This window comes from Porticoccaceae bacterium LTM1 (genome assembly GCA_030252795.1).
Taxonomy (GTDB): Bacteria; Pseudomonadota; Gammaproteobacteria; order Pseudomonadales; family Porticoccaceae; genus SCSIO-12696.
This window is the reverse complement of the sequence record CP127080.1, coordinates 2,994,224-3,015,747: the sequence shown is the minus strand read 5'-3', so window position 1 is coordinate 3,015,747 and position 21,524 is coordinate 2,994,224. Positions and strand designations below refer to the sequence as shown.

Sequence of the window (21,524 nt, the reverse complement as noted above, 5' to 3'; positions counted from 1 at the left end):
CTCATTCTGATTTGGTGTTAACGCATAACGGAGCTGGAATCATGGGAAAGTACATTGATCGATTTGCCGAAATATTGGCTAGCCAAATGATACGTTTTCGTTGGCTGGTAATCTTCGCTGCACTTGGACTTGTAATTGCACTGGGCAGTGGAATGGGGAAGTTGGGCTTCTCTACCGATTACAGAGTATTTTTCAGCGATGAAAATCCGGAATTGGTCGCTTTTGAAACCTTTCAGGATACCTATACAAAAAATGACAACATTGCCTTTGTGATAAAACCGGCAAACGGCGATGTGTTTACACCGGAAATAGCACATGCAGTCGAGCGCATTACCGAGCAGGCCTGGCAAATACCCTATGTTCTAAGGGTCGATTCCATTAGCAACTTCCAATACTCATGGGCAGAGCAGGATGACCTGATTGTTGAAGATCTCATCAGCGATGGTCTGAACCTGAGTGCGCCCGAATTGGTTAAGAAAAAACAGATCGCTCTCGATGAACCTCTACTGCGCAGAAATCTGGTATCTGAAGATGCTGCTACCACAGGAATTAATGTCACTTTGCAGTTTCCGGGAAACAGCATTACAGAAGTTCCAGAGTCAGCCAATGCAGCACGAGCAATTGCCAATCAGTTTCGAACCGAGTTTCCCGATCTGAAAATTGCCCTGTCAGGGGTATCAATGCTCAACAATGCCTTTGGGGAAGCCGGGCAGCAAGACGCCAGTACCTTGACTCCCCTTATGTATCTGATTTTGCTGATTACCATGGTGATAGTGTTGCGTTCTTTCAGCGCTATGTTTGCGACCCTGGTAGTAATACTTTTTTCAACCATCATGGCGATGGGGCTAGCCGGTTTTTTCGGAATAAAACTGACACCAATTTCAGTAACGGCACCAACCATTATTCTTACCCTTGCAATTGCAGACAGCATTCATATTCTGGTGAGTATGTTTGATGGTATGCGTGAAGGGCGCGATAAATTCAGTGCGCTGAAAGAAAGCATGCGAATTAACCTGATGCCGGTAACCATAACAAGCCTTACCACTATCGTTGGTTTTCTGTCGCTGAATTTCTCTGACTCACCACCGTTCTGGCACCTTGGGAATATTACCGCGATGGGTATTGCGGCAGCCTGGCTTCTGTCATTAACTCTGCTGCCGGCTGTTGTCAGCCTGTTGCCGATCAAAGCGAAAGTGGTGGAGGCCCGAGGTTCCAAACTGGAGGCGGCAATAGATCGTCTGGCCGATTGGGTGACGCTGAAATACAAACCTATTCTGGTAATTTCCGGGGCTATCTCGCTGGCACTGATAGCGATGATTCCAACTATTCAGCTCAATGATGAATTTGTGAAATATTTCGATGAGCGCGTGGAATTTCGTAACGATGCAGATTTTGCCAATGACCATCTAAACGGCCCTTACGTTGTAGAGTTTTCTGTTGAAGCCGGTGAAGAGGGCGGTATCAGCAAGCCGGAATATTTGGCTGAGTTGGAGGAATTCACCAATTGGCTGGACCAGCAGAAAGAGGTCAATCATGTCTATAGCTACACAGACATCATCAAGCGACTAAACAAAAACCTGCACAGCGATGATCCTGCCTGGCATAAGATTCCAGACAACCGTGAAATGGCAGCGCAATATCTGCTGCTGTATGAATTATCTTTGCCATACGGCCTGGACCTTAACGACCGAATTAATGTAGATAAATCTGCCACACGGGTAACTGCCTCACTGAAAAATTTATCTACGATTGAGGTTCGGAATTTTCTGGATCGAGCTCGCAACTGGATTTCCACCAATTTGCCTGAGCAAATGCGGGCAACACCTACAAGCGCTACGGTGATGTTTTCCTATATATCACAGCGCAACATCGAAAGTATGTTTGAAGGGAATATATGGGCAATTCTGGCCATCGCATTGATATTGATGCTGGCACTGCGCAGTTTCAGGTTGGGTGCATTAAGCATGATCCCCAATACAGTGCCAATTCTTATCACTTTTGGAATCTGGGCTCTATTAGTGGGCAAAGTAGGGATGGCTGCAGCAACAATTACTGCCACTTCGCTGGGTATTGTAGTTGATGACACCGTGCATTTTCTGTCGAAATATCTGCGTGCCCGTCGCGAAAAAGGCTTGGATATACCTGACGCCATTCGTTACGCATTTCATACCGTAGGCGTAGCAATTCTGGCAACAACAATCATTCTGGTAATTGGATTTGGGGTGCTGACATTCTCAACATTCATGATCAATTTTCAGATGGGCCTGTTGACCGGTATGGCAATCCTGGTGGCATTGATTTTTGACTTCTTGATGTTGCCAGCGATTTTAATGCTGGCGCATAAAAAAGAAGCGAAAGTCAGTGATAAAAGCCAATTGATAGACGTGGCTGGGTAAAAAATACCAGCCAAAGGAACGAGCAGGTGGTGCTCATGAACAATGTTAAACACCGAGGTTTACCATGAAAATATTTAATTTGATTACAGTTGGCCTTCTGGCGTCATCTATTTTTATTTCAGCACAGGCGCAAACTCCGGAAGAAAAAGGATTTGAAATAGCCGCTCGATCCGACCGGTCGGATCGGGGTTTTGGTGATAGTCAGGTCGAGATGAAAATGGTTCTCCGCAATGCTGCTGGTGGTGAAACATCCAGAACACTGCAGACTAAAACATTAGAGGTGGCGGATGAAAGCCTGGGCGATGAAAGCCTGATCTATTTTTATACGCCTGCCGATGTTGAGGGTACAGCTCTTCTTTCCCACGCTAAGATTCTGGATCCCGATGACCAGTGGCTTTACTTGCCAGCCCTGAAGCGAGTAAAGCGAATTTCGTCGGCCAATAAATCTGGTCCCTTTGTCGGCAGTGAATTTGCATTTGAAGATTTTACGGCCCAGGAGCTGAATAAATTTACCTACAAATTCTTACGCGTAGAATCGTGCCCTGATCTACCTGAGTTGATGTGTGATGTGGTGGAACGTTATCCAACTTATCAGAAATCCGGTTACAGCAAACAGGTATCATGGATTGATCAGCAGGATTTTCAAGTCCGCAAGTTAGAGTTCTTTGATCGCCGTGGTGATTTGCTTAAAACCTTGAGATTTAACGAATACAAAAAATATGAGGATGGTGTGTGGCGTGCCCATTTGTTGAGTATGGCCAACCATAAAACAGGGAAAAGCACTGATTTGGTTTTCTCTGAGTATGTTTTCAAGGCGGGTCTAACAGAGAAGGATTTCTCAAAGGGTGTTCTCAAGCGCTTGCGATAGTCGATTTGTGGCGAGGGCATATGAATCCAAGGTCTTAAACCCCACAGGTAGTTTGTGATGAATTTGTTAGACAAAACGTTGTTCGCTGCTTTGGTTTTATCCGCTTTTACTGTCCAGGCCCAAGATTGGAAGTTTTCAGGCGAATCTGGAGTGGAGGGCCGGTTTTTTCCCCAGAAACCAAGGCAGATTGAGCAGCAAAAAAACCTCGGTGTGTCGATTATGATGCAGCCGGAATTTCGTTATCAAGCATCCGATCGAAAAACTCAGTTGGGGTTTGTGCCTTTTTTCCGATACGACGCAGAAGACAGAGAGCGTACTCACTTTGACTTGCGTGAGGCGTATTGGCGTCAAATCGGGGATGAGTGGGAGGTTACCGTTGGTGTCGACAAAGTATTTTGGGGAGTGGCCGAATCCCGTCACTTGGTAGATGTCATCAACCAGACAGATGCGGTGGAAGATCCTGATCAAGAGGACAAGCTGGGTCAGCCTATGATGGCGGCCACTACCCAGAAAGAATGGGGAGCTTTAAGTCTATATTGGCTGCCCTATTTTCGAGAGCGAACTTTTCCTGGAGAAGATGGCAGGTTTCGAACCCAGCTACCAGTAAATAGCCGCAGGGCTGAATATGAGTCAGGTGCCGAACAGTGGCACCAGGACTTCGCTGTTCGTTATTCGCACTACCTGGGTGATTGGGATATTGGCGGATACTATTTTTATGGAACCAGCCGTGAGCCAAGGTTTATCGTAGATGATAACGAGCACAAACTGGTGTCACTTTACGATGTAATCAGTCAGGTCGGGATAGACTTGCAGTACACCAATGAGGCCTGGTTGTGGAAGCTGGAAGCTATTTCCCGTAAGGGACAAGGGAAAACATTTTTTGCTTCAGTAGCGGGTTTGGAATATACCTTTTATCAAATAATGGAGTCTGATAGCGACTTGGGCCTACTTGTCGAGTACCAGTACGATGGACGTGACAGCAATGCCCCCGATACATTGGCTGATAATGACCTGTTTGTCGGTTTACGCTGGTCATTAAACGATATCAGCGATACAGCGATACTTGCAGGAGTATCTGTAGATCGAATTACTGGAGAACAGTTTTACAATATTGAAGCAGAGCGTCGAATTGATGATCATATAACGGCTGAATTGCGAGCGCGCTTTCTAACTGGGTCTGAAGTTGGAGAGCCTTCCTGGTTTCTGGAGCGTGATGACTATATTCAGTTGTCAGTGTTGTATCATTTTTGATGATATCGCCATTGCAGCTGTATGAGCGGTAAGTAACCCTAAATTCCAGTTTCAAGAAGATAAACAAGAGTCTCAATATCCCCTATAACGTTATTGCTGCAAGAAGTGTGATATAACTGGGCATTCTTTGGTTTGAAAAAAAGGAAAAACAATGACCAAGTTATTACTGTTGCCCTTCCTCTTTTTGGTAGGTTTCTGGCTGATAAAAGCCAATAGCGAAGAACGGAAAAAGCCCATCAAATGGTTTGGCTATTTGTGTGTATTGGGGGGCATATTCCTGTTGCTCTTCTCAATCGTGATTACCGTTCCGGCTGGCCACGTCAAAGTGGCGACACTGTTCGGTAAAGTCCAGGACGATACTTATAAAGAAGGTCTGCACATCGTGAACCCACTACTGGAGTTCACCACCTTCGACCTGCGCCAGAAAACCCATAAAGAAACAGCAGGCATCCCGGCGGAAGACAAACTGATTACGCGTATGGATGTATCCGTGCAGTACCGTACTGTCGGAGAGATGGCCCCGGATATTCTACGCAATACGGGTACCACCCAGGCACTGATTCAGGTGCACATGATTCCCAAACTGCGCTCCATACTGAGGGAACAGGGCAAAGGGGTCGCCATGTCACAAGACTTCTTTAAAGAGTCAATCCAGCGTCAGTTGCAGGAAACCTTGCAGTTGGGTCTGGCGGAGTTCCTGGCACCGAAAGGTATACAGGTAGAAACAGTACTGATTCGTGATGTGGAGCTGCCAGCTGTCATTCGCACTGCCATCACCGAAACCAAGCGACGTGAGCAGGAAGTGCTTAAGCAGCAGGCCGAATTGGAGCGTTTTGCCACCGAGCAGGATCAAAAGGTCAAGCAGGCGGAGTCAGAGCTGAGAGCTGCCAAGTTGGAAGCGCAGCGGATTAAGGCGCTGGCAGACGCTGAAGCCTATAAGATCAGTGTCATCAACCAGACGTTGGCGAAATCACCTAATTATATCGAGTTGAAAAAGGTTGAGCAGTGGAACGGTGTGCTACCGGTTTATACGGGCGGCGACAACATCCCAATGATCGACCTTCGCACCACCAAAAAGTAGCTGTTTTCAATTAGAAATTACGCTCAGGGGGTGGTCCACATAGTGGCTCGACACCCTGAGCAGTATCCTTGCCACCATGCCTTGGGTTACGCATTCCACACAGACATTTACCCCGAATGGAGTATGAGCACCCTCAAAACTGTGTGTTTGGTCAAGTTGTGACCAAAAAACAAGACTTTTTTTCCATTTACCGTGCGGGTATATGGCCTCTCAAACGTTTATATATGTACAAGCGTAGCGGTGATGATGAAACTGGACGCTTAACCATCCAAACCTATTTGAATGTTGCGGTATGTTGAAGGCACTACATTAACCTTCCATAAACCGCTTTTTTTATATTTTGTCTGCAATTTGCAGGAGAGTTTTTGTGAAAAAGTTATATGGAGCACTGTGTGCGCTGCTGATTTCCAGCCAGGCATCTGCCGGCGGATTGGCATTTATGGACGATTCGTTCGATAAAGCGATGGTCAAGGCCAAGCAAGAGAACAAAATGGTTTTGGTTTACCTTGATAGCCCAAAACGTTCTGTTGAAAGCCTGTTTATGACTGGTATGTTGTTCCCAGTCCACAAAGTGGGTGATCTCTACAACGACCGTTTTGTAAGCCTGAAGCAAACTGCCGGTGAAAACCAGGAGTTGACCAAGTTGGCTGAGCAGCAAGGTGTAACTGCCTACCCGGCCTGCCTGATTTTGGATGGCAATGGCAATGTTGTATCCAAGAGCCAGGGTACAAAAGACCTCGAAGAATTCATCGAGTTTGGTCAGAAAGCATTATCATCCGGCGACAAAGTAGCCGCGTTCTAATGCTGGTAAAGTGGATTGCCGACTAGCTATGTCGGTAATCCACTTGTCATTATCCCGTAAACCTTCCCCGTTACACCTTCTTAAAAATCTCCCCAAACATACTGCAACAGACTGATAGCGGTGAGCGGTGCTGTTTCTGTTCGCAACACCCTTGGGCCCATGGTCAGGTGCTCAAAACCACTCTGCCGACAGGCGTCTATCTCGGCGTCAGACAACCCCCCCTCTGGTCCAATCGCCAAAGCAACGGATGCTGGCACTTCCTCATAATCCTTTAATGCCTTGTCACTGCGGTGGTGAAGAACGAATTTCTGTTCCGCATCAACATTCCCAAGCCAGTCTTTGAGAGCAACAGGCTGATTTACAACCGGTACGCGATTGAGTTGGCACTGCTCGCAGGCGCTGATAGCAACCTGCTGAAGATGGCGCAGTTTTTTATCAACGCGATCGCCCTTTAATTTCACCTCGGTGCGCTCGGTGTAGAGAGGGGTGATTTCAGATACGCCCAGCTCGGTGGCCTTCTGGACCACCAAATCAAACCGATCACCTTTTGACATGCCAATACCCAGGTGGATCTTCAGGTTGGACGCGCGATCGGTGTCATCAAACGAATCAACACGCACATTGGCCTTTTTGTTGGCAACCTCTGTCAGGATGGCCCGATATTCACCCCCCTGTCCGTTGAACAGTATGAGCTCGGTGCCAGCTTTAGCGCGTAATACGGTTACCAGATGACGAGCAGCTTCAGGGCTGAGAGCAAATTCGAGGCCAATACTCAATGGCTGGTCAAGATAAATACGGCTAATTCGCATAGTAGTTCTAATCGTTAAGGCAGATAAGCAGTTGATTATAAAGAATCATTGGGTGCATGGGCAGGAATAGGGGTGCTACTCAGGGTGAATGACGGTTCTGTTCGTGTAGTTAGCTAGAGGAGGTCTATTCGGGGCCGCCGATGCGAAAAGAGAGGCTAAGCAAGCTAATCTTAGAGAGTCACAGGTGCAGAAACTCAATGAGAGCGATGAGCCGTAAAGAAGACAACGTGCTCGATTTTCATGGCCGTCATCACAAAGCGCGTGAGAAGGTGCTTGAACAACTGTTCAAAGCGCACGGTGATGCTTTGCGTTCATTCCTCTTTGGTCGCACCGGAGCAGAAGATGATCCCGACGATATTGTGCAGGAAGTATTCTTGCGGCTGGTAAAAATGGAGGGGCTGCAAACAAAAATGGCTGATAGCCATGCACGTAATCGCGCTTATATCTTCACTATGGCTAATAACCTGATTGTGGATATAGAGCGACGCAAGGCGCTGCAACGCACTTACACCAACCAGTTGGAAGACTGTGATCAAGTGCAGGAAATTACCCCGGAAGCCGCTGCTTCCGCCGAGCGGGACCTTTCCATGCTCAAGCAGGTTATTCAGGAGATGAAGCCAGCCTGGCGTCAGGCATTTGTTTTGAATCGCTTCAAATTCATGAGCTATACCCAGATTGCCAAACATATGGGTGTAACGGTCAAGCAGGTGGAAAATTATATGACCCAGGCTCTGGTTCGGGTCAGGGATGCCCAACATGCCATGCGAGGTTTAACAAGGAATGAAAACGATGGCTAAAAACTTATCCTCAAAATACCGTGCCGCTCGTCAGGTTGCCCGGCTGTATTCCGGGCAATTAACGTCGGACGAGGCGGTCAAAATTGCTGCCTGGACACAGGACGAGGCAGAGTATCAGCAAGATTTTCTGGATATTACCCATGGACTGGCGGATATGGAAAGGCTGGCAGATGATCCGGATATTGTCGAAATTACTGAAGCGGCTTTTGCGGACTCACGTATGTCGAAACGCTTCGGGCAGGGTTGGGCCATTGCAGCATTACTTGTATTGGTTATAAGCGGAATATTCAGCTGGGTTCAGTGGTGGCCGACTGACGTGGCAGTGTCAGCGGGTCTTCGTTATGTCACTCGAGTCGGCGAGCAAAAAACCGTAGAGCTGGATGATGGCAGTGTGGTGACGCTCAACACCGGAACGGAGCTGCAAGTGACGATGAGTGAGAGTAAACGGCAACTCCACCTCAAGCGGGGGGAAGCTTATTTCGCAGTCTCTAAAGATGCCTTACGTCCATTTACCATTGATCTGGATGGGCGCTCAGTCACGGTCCTTGGAACCGAGTTCAATATAAGAAAAACACCAGAAAAACTCACCATAGCTGTACTCGATGGAGAAATTTCTCTACACAAAAATGGTGCAGACATAGTGCCTACTGCTCTTTCATTGAGTGTTGCTACGGGTAATGCGGCGAAAGTTAAATCCCCCCAACAGGTTCGAATTAACGCCGGTTGGGTGGCAGAAGTAGATGTAGAAAATGATTCGCTAGTGGGATATGCCTCTGATGATATTGATAAATATCAGGGGTGGCGATCCGGGCAGTTGCGGTTTGATGAAGAGCCTCTATCGGTAGTGGTGAGGGAGCTCAATAGATACAGCGGTAAGAAAATCCTGATTGAAGACGCAGCTATTATGGATCTGAAAATATACGCTGCCGTGCGAATTGATCGTATTGATCTCGCTTTGGCCAGTCTGGAAAAAACATTGCCAATTAAAGTGATTCAGTATTTTGATCGAACAATTTTGGTTGGCAAGAGCGTTAAGGATAACAGTAATAGATGATTGAGTTTGGTTATTTGGCAAAGTGACTCAGGGTGTTTGATGTGAGTGTTCGTGTAGTTAGGTAGTTGCCAAAATCGAAAAAGGCAACTCCAAAAAGCTCACATAGAGGAGGTAGGGTCGATATGGCCATCCGTTCAAATACATTCAAAACTAAACGACTGGTGCTTGGTGTTGCATCGGCATTAATGCTTTCTGCTTCACAAGTAATCAATGCTGCTGAAATTGAGATTTTTAAGCTTGATGTCAGCGAATCTATAGCGGGTAAAGCGTTACTCGAATTGGCAGAAAAGTCTGGTGCACAGATAATTTTCAGCCAGGAGATTGGTAAAAAATTTCGAACAGCTAAAGTAAATGGTGAGTACACATTAGAGTCAGCCTTAAGTGCAATGCTGCGAAACTCAGGCTTGGTATATGAATTTCTGTCAGAAGATTCGGTAGTAATTAAAGAGCAGGATGATGAAAATTCCCAGAATCAGGCGATAGAAGAAGTTGAGGAAGTGGTTGTCACTGGTACTCGCTTGAAGAATATAAGCACTGGCTCATTCACTCAGAGTATTACCAAGGCAGATATCAAAAGGCTGGGTATAGGCTCTGTTGAAGATTTGTTGCGCTATATTCCGCAGAACAACAATAGCGTCAACTCTGCCACCACTCTTGATCCCGACCGTGTTTCTCGCTTGAGTCAGGGGGAGACGGCGTTTGACCTGCGTGGTCTTGGCAGCGGCTCTACACTAGTGCTCGTTAATGGCCGTCGCTATGCGCAATCAGCTACTTTTCAAAATGGTACGGTCAACCTGAATGGCATCCCTTTTGCGGCTATTGAGCGGGTGGATATTGTTCTGGATGGTGCTTCGGCCATTTATGGTGCGGATGCCCAAGCGGGTGTTGTTAACTTTATTTTGAGTAAGGACTACGTTGGTTCGGAAACCTCGATCCGTTATGAAAACAGTGCCCATGATGGCGACAACTACCAGTTAGAGCAGCTAATAGGCACAAACTGGGGTAGCGGTCATGCCATGCTGACGCTCAACCATAGAAACACCGATGGTATGAATACCCGTAAAGCGGGTTATGTGACCGATGACCACCGGCCAAGAGGCGGGAGCGATAACCGCGTTAGCGCTTTTGGGCAACCGGGCGTGATAAGTGGTTTAGACATTAAGAGGTTATTCACTACGGGAAGTGCTGCCTTTGTTAAGTTTGGCGCGTTGCCTCAAGACGATGATGGCACCAATGGCCTATCTGAACTCAGTCCAGACAATATCATACCGGTTGACACGCAGGCTGAGCTCGCAAAATCGGGTACTACAGAGACAGAAATTACCTCATACCGATTCTCTGGCAGTCAGGAACTTACCGACAGAGTGGAAGTCTTTGCCGAAACCAACTTTACCAGAACAGAATCGCAGTCTGCTGCGAGCTTTCCACTTCTGTTTGTGACGGGCTCTCTTTTTACTCAAAGTCCGTATTACACGGATTTACCAGACAGCCTTCAGGAGCAGTATGACTATTTGGCGAGTCGTTTCTTGCCGGCCTCTATTTTTGAGAGGTCTTTATTATTGGGTTATTTGCCAGTAAGTGAATATACGGAAGGGGGTGCTTCACGCCCTCCAGTCACGACAGAGTCGAAGATGGAGGTGGCTACATTAGGGTTCAATGTGGACTTGACGGATAGTTGGTCTGCTGAAATTTCATACACGGATACAAAAACCGATAGCACATACTTTAGCCAGTCTGCAGTTATGAGTAGAGTATTTGATGCCGCTCTCTCAGGGGATATCAATCTGTTTGGTAATGGCAGTGCCAATGACCCTGCCGAGATTGATGCTCTGTTTCCGACGATGGAAGAGGCTTTGAGTGGGGTAAGCTTTACAACGGAATCTTGGGACGTATCAGCAAACGGTACCCTGTTCTCTCTGCCAGGAGGCGATGTGGCGCTGGCGACAGGGATAGAAATGCGTGATGAGGAAGTGGATGTTGGGGAATGGTTTGATGAGGCTAATGATTCGGATGGACAATCAGAATTGTCGCGAGAGGTAGAATCCGCATACGTTGAGTTGGGTATCCCGTTGATTAATGAGGGTAATAGTTTGCCTTGGGTGCGCTCCCTGGATTTGAAGCTGGCAGCGCGCTATGACGGATATGATTTCACTGGCCGTTTTAAGATTGGCGGGCCAACTGAGACACGTAGCTTTTCAAATACTTCCCCCAAAGTAGACTTGAGCTGGTATGTGACGGATGACTTCAAGTTCCGTGCAAGCTGGGGTGAGTCGTTCCAGGTGCCTACCCTGTCAAGGATGTTCCGGGCATTTGACGAGTCAGAGGATATAGCGACGATATTGAATCCATTTACCAATAATGTTGATGCATATATTCGGATATTCAAGAACAACCCAAATATAGAGCCGGAACTGTCCGATAATATCTCTATTGGTTTTGATTGGATTCCAAGCGGTTCAATGGAAGGGCTTAGCCTCAGCGTGAATTACAGTGATATTAATATCGATGGGCGCTTTGACTCGGGTGATAACGCTTTGAAAACGGATCCATTGGGATACTTGTCTGTGCCGGGTACGGCGATATTTAATGCGGATGGTTCGCTAAATACCATTTACGTTTATGGCACGGTGAATATTGCTGAACACAGCAGCAAGGCGTGGGACTTCACAGTAATCTATGACTTTGATACGGATCTCGGTGCTTTTAGAGTGGGTACTGGCGGTACGTATACGTCAGAAGTCGTGCAGAAGTTCTCGGCAGTTGGGGAACCACAATATATAGATGCCACCACCTTTGGCCCGGATCGACTGAAAGTGAGCAGTTATCTCAACTGGAGTGATGGTGATATGTCTGCCACCATGCAGTACAACTACTCCAGCAGTTATTCTGGCAGAGTTGCCCCGCAAGATGGCAAAAAGATCCGCAGCTATTGGACCCTTGATCTTAACGGTACCTATAGTTTTGCAGATACCGGTTGGAAGGTAAATGCCGGTGTGAGAAACCTGCTTAATAATAGATTTCCGTTCCTGAATAATTATGGTGGGCCCGATTGGGATCCGTCGCGGGTTGACCCGCGCGGTCGGGCAATCTATGCGGAGGTAACGAAAGCGTTTACTTTCTAAGTCATCATCTTGAAAGATGAGGCCACTTAATAGTGGTCTCTTTTTTCTTTTGCAAGTTTCGGTTAAAGGCATAAATATTTTTAACTCGAAAGAGCCAACACTTATAGATGCCTTACCTCTAGATGTTTCTGCAAAACAGAAGCAGGGTTCAAATTTGACATTATTTCCATGGCGGTGTGCTAAATCCGTGTGTTGATTGATTGGGGAGGCGGTGATGAAGATAATAATCAGTATGATTGCTCTAATATTGGTGCTTACAGGTTGCGATCAGAGGGTGGTTTCGAAGAATTTGGACGTTCAGCAGGTAAGCAATGAAATGGCTGACGTTGAAGTGGGCGATGCCATTATGGTCTTGAAGGCTAGCATTGAAATGACCAGTGAGATGAGCAAGAAAGGCTTCAATAAGGAGGAGTTAATAGCAAGATTGATCCGTTATAACTACCAGGATGAGAAAAGTGAGGACGGTGTTACCGTGATTGCGGAAACGGAGGTTGTTGATGGCAAGGTGTCGATTCTTGTGTCGGCAGGAATGGTTGATAAAGCTTTTTTGTACGTTATCTCTACTCAGAACGGTCAAGAAAAAAATGTAACTGGGGTTGAGCTTATATTGGAACCAGGTCTAGTGGAAGTAGATCTGAATTCGAGAGAGGTAACTGGTGGCCAATACAACCAATTTTTTTATGATAACTGGCAACAGGGTGCTGCTTGTCGTTCGGTTGAAGAGAAAATTAAACTGATCAAAGAAGAGTATAATTCCGAAGAGGTCTCCGAAGAGCGTAAAGAAGAGCTGAATTCCATTCTCAAGGATTTATTTTTGCAAAAAAATCAACATAAGCAAAATTTTCTGGATTCGATTTCTTCAAATAAAGACCCTTTGCTACGAATGTTGGCGCTAAAAATAGGGACCTTGGTGGAGAGGAGAGACCTGTTGTCTTTGGAAAAAAAGATTAGAGATTTACAGGCATTGTCAGCTGAGTTACCTAACTATCCGCCGCTTGAACAATTTATTGCCGAAGTAGAATCGTCTAAATTGAAGGTTCAGAGAAGCCTCGAGATGGTTGTTGGTGTACCTATTAAAAACTTTAGTGCAGAGCAGATATCAGGTCAAGAAGTTAGGTTGAATGACTATATTTCAGGGAAAAAATATGTCCTCGTAGAATTTTGGGCGTCCTGGTGTGGTCCATGTCGGGAAGAAATTCCGTACTTAAAAGAAGCTTACAATAAATATCATAAAAAAGGATTTGATATTTTCTCGTTTTCATTAGATGAGGATCTAAATGAATGGCACGAAGCATCAAAAGAGGAAGGGCTGTTCTGGATCAATACCAGCGACTTAGAGGGATTTGATGGTCCAGTTGCAAAACTATACGGTATACATAGTATTCCAGTTAATTATCTAGTGGATGCGGATTCTGGAGTTATTGTCGATCGAAATCTACGTGGTGAAGCGCTGATTAAAAAGATTAAAGAAATATTTGATACAAAAACTAAGGAAAATGGTCTTTCCAAGAAATTATAAGGATTATTAATATTGCTGATAGATAGTGATTCGAATAATGAATCCAAAGGTTTATTTATTTGTGGAAGTTGGGGTGACCCATGCAGTTGTTTGTGGAATATTTAATAAACTTCTACATCCCCATAAAGTGCCATTAGTTTAATCGACCAGCCAGGTTGTTTTTGATCTGATCTAGATGGATGTTGGTGTAATCCCCCCATTTATAACCGAGCTTTTTAGTAGAGGATTAAGCCGCCAACATTAATTGCCTTGGCGGCACACCGCCAATGGCGGTATTTGGTCTTTCGTTATTGTATTGCCATAACCATTGGGTGGCCAATAGCTGGGCATGAGCAACGTTCTCGAACTGGTGCATATCCAACCATTCATGCCGAACGGTTCGGTTAAATCGCTCTATGTACGCATTCTGAGTTGGCTTGCCAGGTTGGATGTATAGCAGAGTAATACGTTGCTCGGTTGCCCAGTCAATTAGCTTCTGAGAGATATACTCCGGGCCGTTATCACAACGTATCGCCATTGGCTTCCCTCGCCATTCAATAATCTGCTCAAGGCTTCGTATCACTCTGCTGCTTGGCAAAGAGAGGTCAACCTCAATGCCTAAGCCCTCACGATTGTAGTCGTCCAGTACATTGAACGTACGCAATGAGCGACCATCAATTAGCCCATCGCTCATAAAGTCCATCGACCAGACCTGATTAGGCGCTGTGGGCACATCAAGTTCGCCAGGATGGTCGCGTTTGATAAGTCGTTTGGGCTTTATTCGTAAATTTAGCTCCAGCTCCCGATAAATACGGTAAACCCGCTTATGATTCCAGGGAAAACCTTTTACATTCCGCAGGTAAAGGAAACACAAGCCAAACCCCCAGCGTCTGTGGGCCTCTGTCAAACTTAATAGCCAGCCTGCAATCTGTTGGTTCTCACATGAGAGCTTTGCCTGATAGCGGTAGCAAGTCTCACTAATGCCGAAGGTCGCACAGGCTAGACGGATGCTGATGCCATCCCGCTGAACAGCCTTTTGGGCCATTGCTTTGCGGCAGGATGGCCTTACAGCTTTCCCTCGAGGGCCTCTTGGCGAAGCTCTGCTTTGATGCGCTCCTCGGCATACATCTTCTTCAGGCGGGCATTCTCTGCTTCCAGCTCTTTGAGGCGCTTCATCAAGGCGGCGTCCATACCGCCATATTTTGAACGCCATTGATAAATCAGGGCTGTGCTGACACCGTGTTCACGAGCTAATTCGGCAACGGAAACGCCAGCCTCATGTTGCTTCAGTATCGCCAGAATCTGGTGATCCGAAAACTTCGACTTCTTCATAGATAACTCCTTCTGATTCACATCATAAAAGTCTCTACTTAAAAGCGCGATTATTTTTCGGGGGGATTACATTGGAAAGTTAACATAAAGTTATAAGTTCTAAAGCTGTCCTCTTCGCCGCCATGGCTTTTGAACCACGCCTATTCTTGAGTGTTTCGGGTGCACATTGATAAACACTTCATCTATAAAGCTTCATCAGTCACTGCTAAAGCTTTATGGGCTTTGGTAGAAAGTGTGGTCGTAGAATCTATAGTAATACCCAGCTGTTGATACGCTTGTAAATTATTACACATAGAAACCGTGGGATTCTGATGCCTGGTGCGTCCAATAATGTGAGAAGACTTGTCTGAAGCATCTATAGTGAAGGTACACAAGGCCAAAATGAGCAGGGTGGTTAATTTGAATTTGCGTCGTTCGGAGGCTGATAAGCAGTTTCTGGAACAACTGTATCGTGACCACGGAGACGCTCTTCGGTCATTTTTGCTGGGGCGGGTTCGCAGTAAGACAGATATAGATGACATCGTTCAAGAGGTCTTTACCCGACTGGCCCGTAAGGAAGACCTTGAAGGGCGACAAAAGGTGGATTCAAGGCAAAATCGCGCCTATCTGTTTACTGCCGCGAATAACCTGATCGTTGATATGGAGCGTCGCAAGGCGATCCGTAGGGAGTACTGTGCTGCCAAGAGCAATGATTTGGCGGGCACAGTTTATGAGTTGTCTCCTGAAGTAGAGGTAGTGGCCCAAGAGCAACTGTCGACAGTGAAAGCAGCAATCACAGCTTTAAAACCCACCTGGCGAACGGCATTCATTTTAAGTCGCTTTAAGCACATGAATTATAAAGAAATATCAGTCGTAATGAGTGTCACGGAAAGGCAGGTTGAAGCATTTGTCGCCAGAGCTGTTGCCAAACTTAAAAAGACGCTTGAGGCGGTAAACAAGGGTCAGGAGCAGGGAGGGAGCAGAAGATGATTCATCTGATGAAAAGTCATGCAAGAGTAAAGGCTTCGCGAGGTTTGGCCAGGCTTTGGTCGGGCCGATTGTCGGCGAATCAGGCCGAAGCGCTGAACCCTTGGGACAGTGAGGATAGTGACTACCGGGAAGAGTTAGTTACAAGCTTCCACCTGATGGCAGATATTGAAGCGCTATCTGACGATGAAGAGCTGTTATCGCTGGTGGATTTCGAGCATGCCAGGAAAAAATCTTTGCCTTATAAAGGAATGTTGGCATCTGCATCTGTAATGCTGGCGGTGGCCACTGTTTTTTGGATGCAAAAGGAGCCGCTAACAGATAGCGCCGAAATGTCTCGCTATACAACACGTATAGGCGAAGTGAAAACGGTTGAGTTGTCCGACGGCTCCCAATTGAGCCTTAACACCGGTACAGAGGTGCTGGTCACTATGGCGGCAGACAGCCGAAGAGTCATATTGACACGAGGCGAGGCTTACTTTGATGTGGCTCGTGATGAGGAGAAGCCATTCAGTGTGGATGTGGGCATGCGCACAGTGACTGTTCTGGGTACAGAGTTTAACGTACGTAAATATCCAGAAAATTTTCAAATTTCAGTCACTGAGGGGATGGTTGCTATCCATTCATCAGAAGAAGCGCCATCCAGTAATGCAGCTTTACTGGATAGTGGCGACCTGAATCAGGGTGGATTTATCAGGCTCAAAAAATCTGGCCAGATACGGGTGGCCGCAGGTTGGACAGCCGAAGTTGACCCTGTGCATCAAGTAATTGAGGGATATGTGACTAACGATGCTGGGAACATCGCAATGTGGCGGAGTGGGAGTCTTGAGTTTACCCGTCAACCACTCTATCAGGTTGTGGCAGAGTTAAACCGTTACAGCGGAAAAAAAATACTGATTGAAGATTCTGATATTGTGGATTTGAAAGTATCGGCTGTATTTGATGTTCAGAGAATTGATCGTGCCCTTCAAGGTTTGGAAGGTTCAATGCCTATAAAAATAACCCATTACTTTGATCGGGTAGTTATAAATAAATCAAAACAGAATTAATTTTGATTTTTAAACAGCGAAAAAGCGTGGGATCTGAATTCTTTGTGCGTCTAGTTATTGCTCGATAATTTTTGGTAGAGCAATAACTTTTTATAACAAAGGGTTGGGTTATGAATTTAGGTAAAGCCATATTCAAGCACAAAGCATTGGTATTGAGTATATCAGCAGCATTGTCTCTTGCTATTTCTGGTGGGTCTGTTTTTGCTACTGATGGAAAAACACTGGATCTGGATATATCTTCACAAAGCGCGGATTCGGCACTTTTGAAGTTGTCAAAAATGTCTGGTGTCCAGATAGTTGTACCGTCAAATCTATCTGCCGGTAAGGTTCTTAAAGGAATTTCCGGATCCTATACATTAGAGTCTGCATTAAATGCTTTGCTTGCAGATTCAGGATTGAAGTATGAGTTTCTGTCAGAAGATTCCGTTGTCATCAAAAAGCTGGAAGAAACCAGCATCAAAGATGAAGAAGAATTCGTCGAAGAAGTTATAGTCACAGGTACCCGCTTGAAAGGTCACAATCCTGCTTCGCCAGTAATTACACTGGATCGTCAAAAGTTGGAGCAGGGCGGTTACTCTTCATTAGAAGATGTTTTTCGTCGGTTGCCGCAAAACCTCTCCAGTATTACCTCTGAAAGTGTGGATCTGGGTCAGGGGGAGTTTGGCGCATTTGGTGGAAGCCCTGTATCGCCTGTTGGTGCATCCTCAATCAACCTCAGGGGCTTGGGAAGCCGAGCTACTTTAGTGCTGATTAATGGTCGTCGTAAAGCGACATCAGCACAATCGTCAGGTGGTTTTACCGATATTTCATCTATTCCATTGTCACAGGTTGAGCGTGTTGAAATCCTGACAGATGGTGCTTCAGCGATTTATGGTGCTGATGCCGTAGCCGGTGTAGTCAACATTATATTGCGTAAAGACTATAAGGGCGCCGTTTTGCAGGCGCGCCATGAGAAGTCCAGTTCTGGTGGTGATATAAGTCGTTTGAATGGCGCCTACACATTTCATTGGGATAGCGGTTTTGCAACTATCAGTGCAGATGTAGCCGAGAATAAGCCTGCTGATATCAACAGCTTTATTCATGTAGGGCCATCTGGGGTGGGTGATTTCAGTGATCGCGGCGGTATTAATGCGCGTCGTAGGGGCATAGGCCAGCCCGGTGTTGTGTATGAACCACTTTTCACCATTGATGCATCGAGCCCATTTGAAGCTTATCTCGCCAGTATTGTGCCGGCATTTTATGAGGTTGGACTGATCCCTGAAGGGCAGGATGGCACCGCTCTGGATGAAGCAGACCTGTTGTCGGGCATGAGTGGTGATCGCTCTGTATACGAGCGTTTTAATATTGGCCCTGAAGCCGAAAGCAAGTCTATACGATTGGCAGGGGAACAGGATCTCACCAACGGTATGGTGTTTTCTTTTGATGTTGGCCTGACAAAACAGGAAAACGCTGAAAATTGGCAGCCAGATGTGTTTGCGTTCAACTTCTTGACCTATGAGCGCCTTGCCTACATTCCTGAAAGTAACCCATACAATAATTTCAATCGCGATGTTTTGGTTGGATACAGCTTCAAAAATGAATTTTCCCAGATGGAGCTCAGTAATAAACAAGAGCAGGATAGTTTGCAAGCCAGCATGGGTCTCCAAGGTGACTTGCCTTTTGCCAGTGGTTGGACCTTTAACCTTGACTATGCCTACAGTAAGGAAAAAGGACAGTCAGTTTATCTGAGTGATTTAACAGGCACCTTTGGTTTTGGTGATGATACCGCAGAGTTGCGAGTATTCCCGGTATTAAATCAGTTGAATGTATTTGGAGATGGAACTGATCCGGTAATTGTTGCACATAACGTTGAATTGCTTAGTAGTCTCGTAGAACAATTCATCAATGATTTTGATTCTGATGTGCACAGTTTTGAAGCCACAGTAAATGGTGATTTATTCTCACTGCCAGCAGGGGATGTGTCCGTGGTAGCTGGCTTGCAGCTACGTAAAGAAGAGCATGGAAATGTTCCGGGGTTTGAAGGGTTGTTGGCACAGGCTACCGAGCGGGATGTTAAAGCATTTTTTGGTGAAATGCGCGTACCCCTGTTGACTGATAAAGCTTGGGCAGAAGAGCTGGTAATGACATTGGCAGTACGTCATGAAAGTATTGATCAGCAGGGCCAGTCTCGCTATGACAATGGCGTTTCTATAGCAACACCTGGTATTGATCTTGAGGAACTGCTTGGCGTACCGGTTGGTGCACAGTATGTTACACAGCCGGCAACTACCTTGAAGCGCTCATTCAGTAGCACTGACCCGCAGGTAACACTAAGCTGGAAGCCCACTTCTGATTTGCGTTTCCGTGCCACATGGGGTGAGTCCTTCCTTACACCTCAGCCATCACAGCAGTTTGGCACATCACGATCTATGGATGGTGCGCTCTATTATGCGCTGCAAGGTGGTGTTGTGCCGGATGGTGTAAACAGCATTGTAAGGCTGATGGGGCCGAATCCCGATCTTGAACCTCAAAATGCCGAGACATTAACTTACGGATTTGACTGGACACCCTCTATTTTGCCGGAGCTGGAACTGGGTGTGACTTACAGCCGCACAGAGTTTGAAAACTATATCGGTACTCCCGGCTTTGGTGCGGATTTCGGATTCCTGTCGCAGCACATTGATAGTCTTCCCGATGTATTTCGGGTTTCTGGCGACGTGATGGTACTTGATACCCGCCAAATCAACTTCTCAGGGCGCAAATCGGAAACAATCGATTTTCGTGCGAGCTATGAGTTAGACACAGACTTTGGTGCGTGGCAATTGGCATTTAATGCCGTACGAAATCTGGAGTTGAGTCACCGGGTTATTGATGAATCACCAAAAATAGAACTGGCTGACAGTGAGTATGGTGTGAGCCGCTGGGCAGGAAACTTGTCCTTGAACTGGGCTTACGGGGATTATTCCGTAACTGCAATTGCACACCACACTTCAAGTCACAAAGTGATAGATCCGGCTTCAGCCAGAGCTACGATTTATAATGACTTTATTCCAAATGCAAATCCAAGACGAACCAGTCCGTCTTATACAACAGTTGATTTGCAGGTTGGCTATCAGTCACCAGCATTATCTGGATTGATGAGTGGTGTCAAAATGCAACTGGGAGCCAGGAACCTGTTTAAGCCTGATTTCCCGTTTGTTGACAATTCCGTAGGCTATATCGCCAATAGGGTCAGCTCTCGTGGGCGAGTTGTTTATTTTGATATTACAAAGTCATTTGATTTTTAAGCTTACTTTAGCCGCCCCCTATTGGGGGCGGATTTTTTAGGATGGGAGAAAATAAATGAGCAGTAAGAAGTTTGTGGCGATTAATCTTGCCAAGTTCATTGCTTTTGCAATAACCGTGTTAATTTCATTGTCAGCTTGTTCAGAGTCTGATGGATTTATGATTCATGGATCATTGGCTGAGGGGGTTAAAGCTGATTCAGTATCCATTTTTTATGATGGCAATAAACTAATCGCGAAAAGTGATATAGAAGACGGAGAGTTTACGGGTTCTGGCTCTATTGATCAGCCGGCAAAGGCAACAATATCAATATCGCAGTTTAATATAGAAATGATACTGGAAAATGATAAGTATCAGGTTGTCTGGACAGATATTGGTCCAATTGTTGATGGCGGAGATATTAACAATAAGATTTATGGCTATCGGAAAAACCCTGAATATATTTCAGCTTATAAAAACAGCAAAAAAGTGAATAAAGAAGTATTCACTGATCTGGATATGATGGATGAAGAGGCTGTTAAAAGTGCCCGAAGTAAAAGTAATGAGGCCAGTAAAAAAGTTAGTGATATTGTTAATTCTCATACAGAAAAATTGTTCAGAGAAGATCAGTCGCCCTTAGTGAGACTCCTTTCTTTAATGAAAAACCAGGATTGGAACCGCTTTGATGTTCGTCAAAGAATTTCGATGGTGTCTGAACTTGAGAAAGATCTTGGCGGAAATCAATCTGCTATAGAATATAGAGAAAGTCTTGAGAAGTGGATTGAAGAAGAAAAAGCTAGAGAGTCTGTTTCGAAGGGAAAAACCTATAAACCCGTTACAGCCTATGATATTGACGGGAAAGATGTTTTGTTGTCAGAGGTGGTTGAAAAAAATAAACTGGTTTTGCTTGACTTCTGGGCTTCCTGGTGTGGCCCTTGCCGTGGTGAGTTTCCTCACTTAAAAAAGGCCTACGAAAAATATAAAGATAAAGGTTTTGAGATTTATGCAGTTTCTCTGGATGAAGACAGGGATGACTGGCTGGTTGCCAGTGAAGAGGAGAAAGTGCCATGGCTTAATCTGCTAATTGATAACGGCTGGGCTAATCAATATGTCAAAGACTACGCTATTCAGGGAATCCCCGCGAACTTCCTGATTGATTCGGAGGGTGTGATTCAGGGTGTAGGGCTACGAGAGTGGAAACTGGATGAGAAGTTGGAGTCATACTTCCAGGAGTAGTTTTCAAGCCTGCTAACTAT

General features: G+C 45.8%; 15 protein-coding genes. 13 read left to right on the top strand and 2 right to left on the bottom strand.

Annotated features, from left to right (window positions below; translation table 11 throughout):
• The first annotated feature begins 41 nt into the window (after positions 1-41).
• From QP938_13080 to QP938_13060, 5 genes are all read left to right on the top strand, one after another.
• The gene (locus QP938_13080) at positions 42-2,396 is read left to right on the top strand and encodes an MMPL family transporter (GenBank protein WIO74216.1); all 2,355 of its coding nucleotides are present in this window, start codon (positions 42-44) and stop codon (positions 2,394-2,396) included.
• A gap of 64 nt (positions 2,397-2,460) precedes the next feature.
• Positions 2,461-3,264, top strand: a complete 804-nt coding sequence (locus QP938_13075; protein ID WIO74215.1) for an outer membrane lipoprotein-sorting protein — start codon at positions 2,461-2,463, stop codon at positions 3,262-3,264.
• 57 nt (positions 3,265-3,321) lie between these two features.
• The gene (locus QP938_13070; protein ID WIO74214.1) at positions 3,322-4,515 is read left to right on the top strand and encodes a hypothetical protein; all 1,194 of its coding nucleotides are present in this window, start codon (positions 3,322-3,324) and stop codon (positions 4,513-4,515) included.
• Positions 4,516-4,666: 151 nt separating this feature from the next.
• Positions 4,667-5,596 carry an SPFH domain-containing protein gene (locus QP938_13065; GenBank protein WIO74213.1) on the top strand — a complete coding sequence of 310 codons (930 nt, stop codon included), beginning with the start codon at positions 4,667-4,669 and terminating at the stop codon, positions 5,594-5,596.
• 367 nt (positions 5,597-5,963) lie between these two features.
• Positions 5,964-6,398, top strand: coding sequence for a hypothetical protein (locus QP938_13060; protein ID WIO74212.1), 435 nt, complete (start codon positions 5,964-5,966; stop codon positions 6,396-6,398).
• Between the two features lie 80 nt (positions 6,399-6,478).
• Here QP938_13060 and QP938_13055 read toward each other — a convergent pair whose 3' ends face one another.
• A complete protein-coding gene (locus QP938_13055; protein ID WIO74211.1) occupies positions 6,479-7,207 on the bottom strand; it encodes a 16S rRNA (uracil(1498)-N(3))-methyltransferase in 729 nt (242 codons plus the stop codon).
• Positions 7,208-7,404: 197 nt separating this feature from the next.
• On the opposite strand from QP938_13055, the gene QP938_13050 reads away from it, so the two are divergent.
• The 4 genes from QP938_13050 to QP938_13035 all read left to right on the top strand — a co-directional run bounded on the left by QP938_13050 (position 7,405) and on the right by QP938_13035 (position 13,699).
• Complete coding sequence (locus QP938_13050; protein ID WIO74210.1) at positions 7,405-8,004, top strand: sigma-70 family RNA polymerase sigma factor; 600 nt, start codon at positions 7,405-7,407, stop codon at positions 8,002-8,004.
• The gene (locus QP938_13045) at positions 7,997-9,058 is read left to right on the top strand and encodes a FecR domain-containing protein (protein ID WIO74209.1); all 1,062 of its coding nucleotides are present in this window, start codon (positions 7,997-7,999) and stop codon (positions 9,056-9,058) included. The genes QP938_13050 and QP938_13045 overlap by 8 nt, the downstream gene beginning before the upstream one ends.
• Before the next feature lie 122 nt (positions 9,059-9,180).
• The gene (locus tag QP938_13040; protein WIO74208.1) at positions 9,181-12,180 is read left to right on the top strand and encodes a TonB-dependent receptor; all 3,000 of its coding nucleotides are present in this window, start codon (positions 9,181-9,183) and stop codon (positions 12,178-12,180) included.
• Between the two features lie 214 nt (positions 12,181-12,394).
• The gene (locus tag QP938_13035; protein WIO74207.1) at positions 12,395-13,699 is read left to right on the top strand and encodes a TlpA disulfide reductase family protein; all 1,305 of its coding nucleotides are present in this window, start codon (positions 12,395-12,397) and stop codon (positions 13,697-13,699) included.
• 226 nt (positions 13,700-13,925) lie between these two features.
• On the opposite strand, the gene QP938_13030 is transcribed toward QP938_13035, so the two are convergent.
• A protein-coding gene (locus tag QP938_13030; GenBank protein ID WIO74206.1) for an IS3 family transposase occupies positions 13,926-15,010 on the bottom strand; the annotation gives its coding sequence in 2 pieces (ribosomal slippage) (positions 13,926-14,749 and positions 14,749-15,010; 1,086 coding nt in all).
• 399 nt (positions 15,011-15,409) lie between these two features.
• Between QP938_13030 and QP938_13025 the strand changes: the two genes are divergently transcribed.
• From QP938_13025 to QP938_13010, 4 genes are all read left to right on the top strand, one after another.
• Positions 15,410-15,979, top strand: a complete 570-nt coding sequence (locus QP938_13025; GenBank protein ID WIO74205.1) for an RNA polymerase sigma factor — start codon at positions 15,410-15,412, stop codon at positions 15,977-15,979.
• Positions 15,976-17,025: a FecR domain-containing protein gene (locus tag QP938_13020; GenBank protein ID WIO74204.1), complete on the top strand. Its 1,050-nt coding sequence runs from the start codon at positions 15,976-15,978 to the stop codon at positions 17,023-17,025. The genes QP938_13025 and QP938_13020 overlap by 4 nt, the downstream gene beginning before the upstream one ends.
• A 110-nt stretch (positions 17,026-17,135) precedes the next feature.
• Entirely contained in the window at positions 17,136-20,291 is a 3,156-nt protein-coding gene (locus tag QP938_13015) for a TonB-dependent receptor (protein ID WIO74203.1), read from the top strand.
• 55 nt (positions 20,292-20,346) lie between these two features.
• Positions 20,347-21,504 carry a TlpA disulfide reductase family protein gene (locus QP938_13010; protein ID WIO74202.1) on the top strand — a complete coding sequence of 386 codons (1,158 nt, stop codon included), beginning with the start codon at positions 20,347-20,349 and terminating at the stop codon, positions 21,502-21,504.
• Positions 21,505-21,524 lie beyond the last annotated feature (20 nt).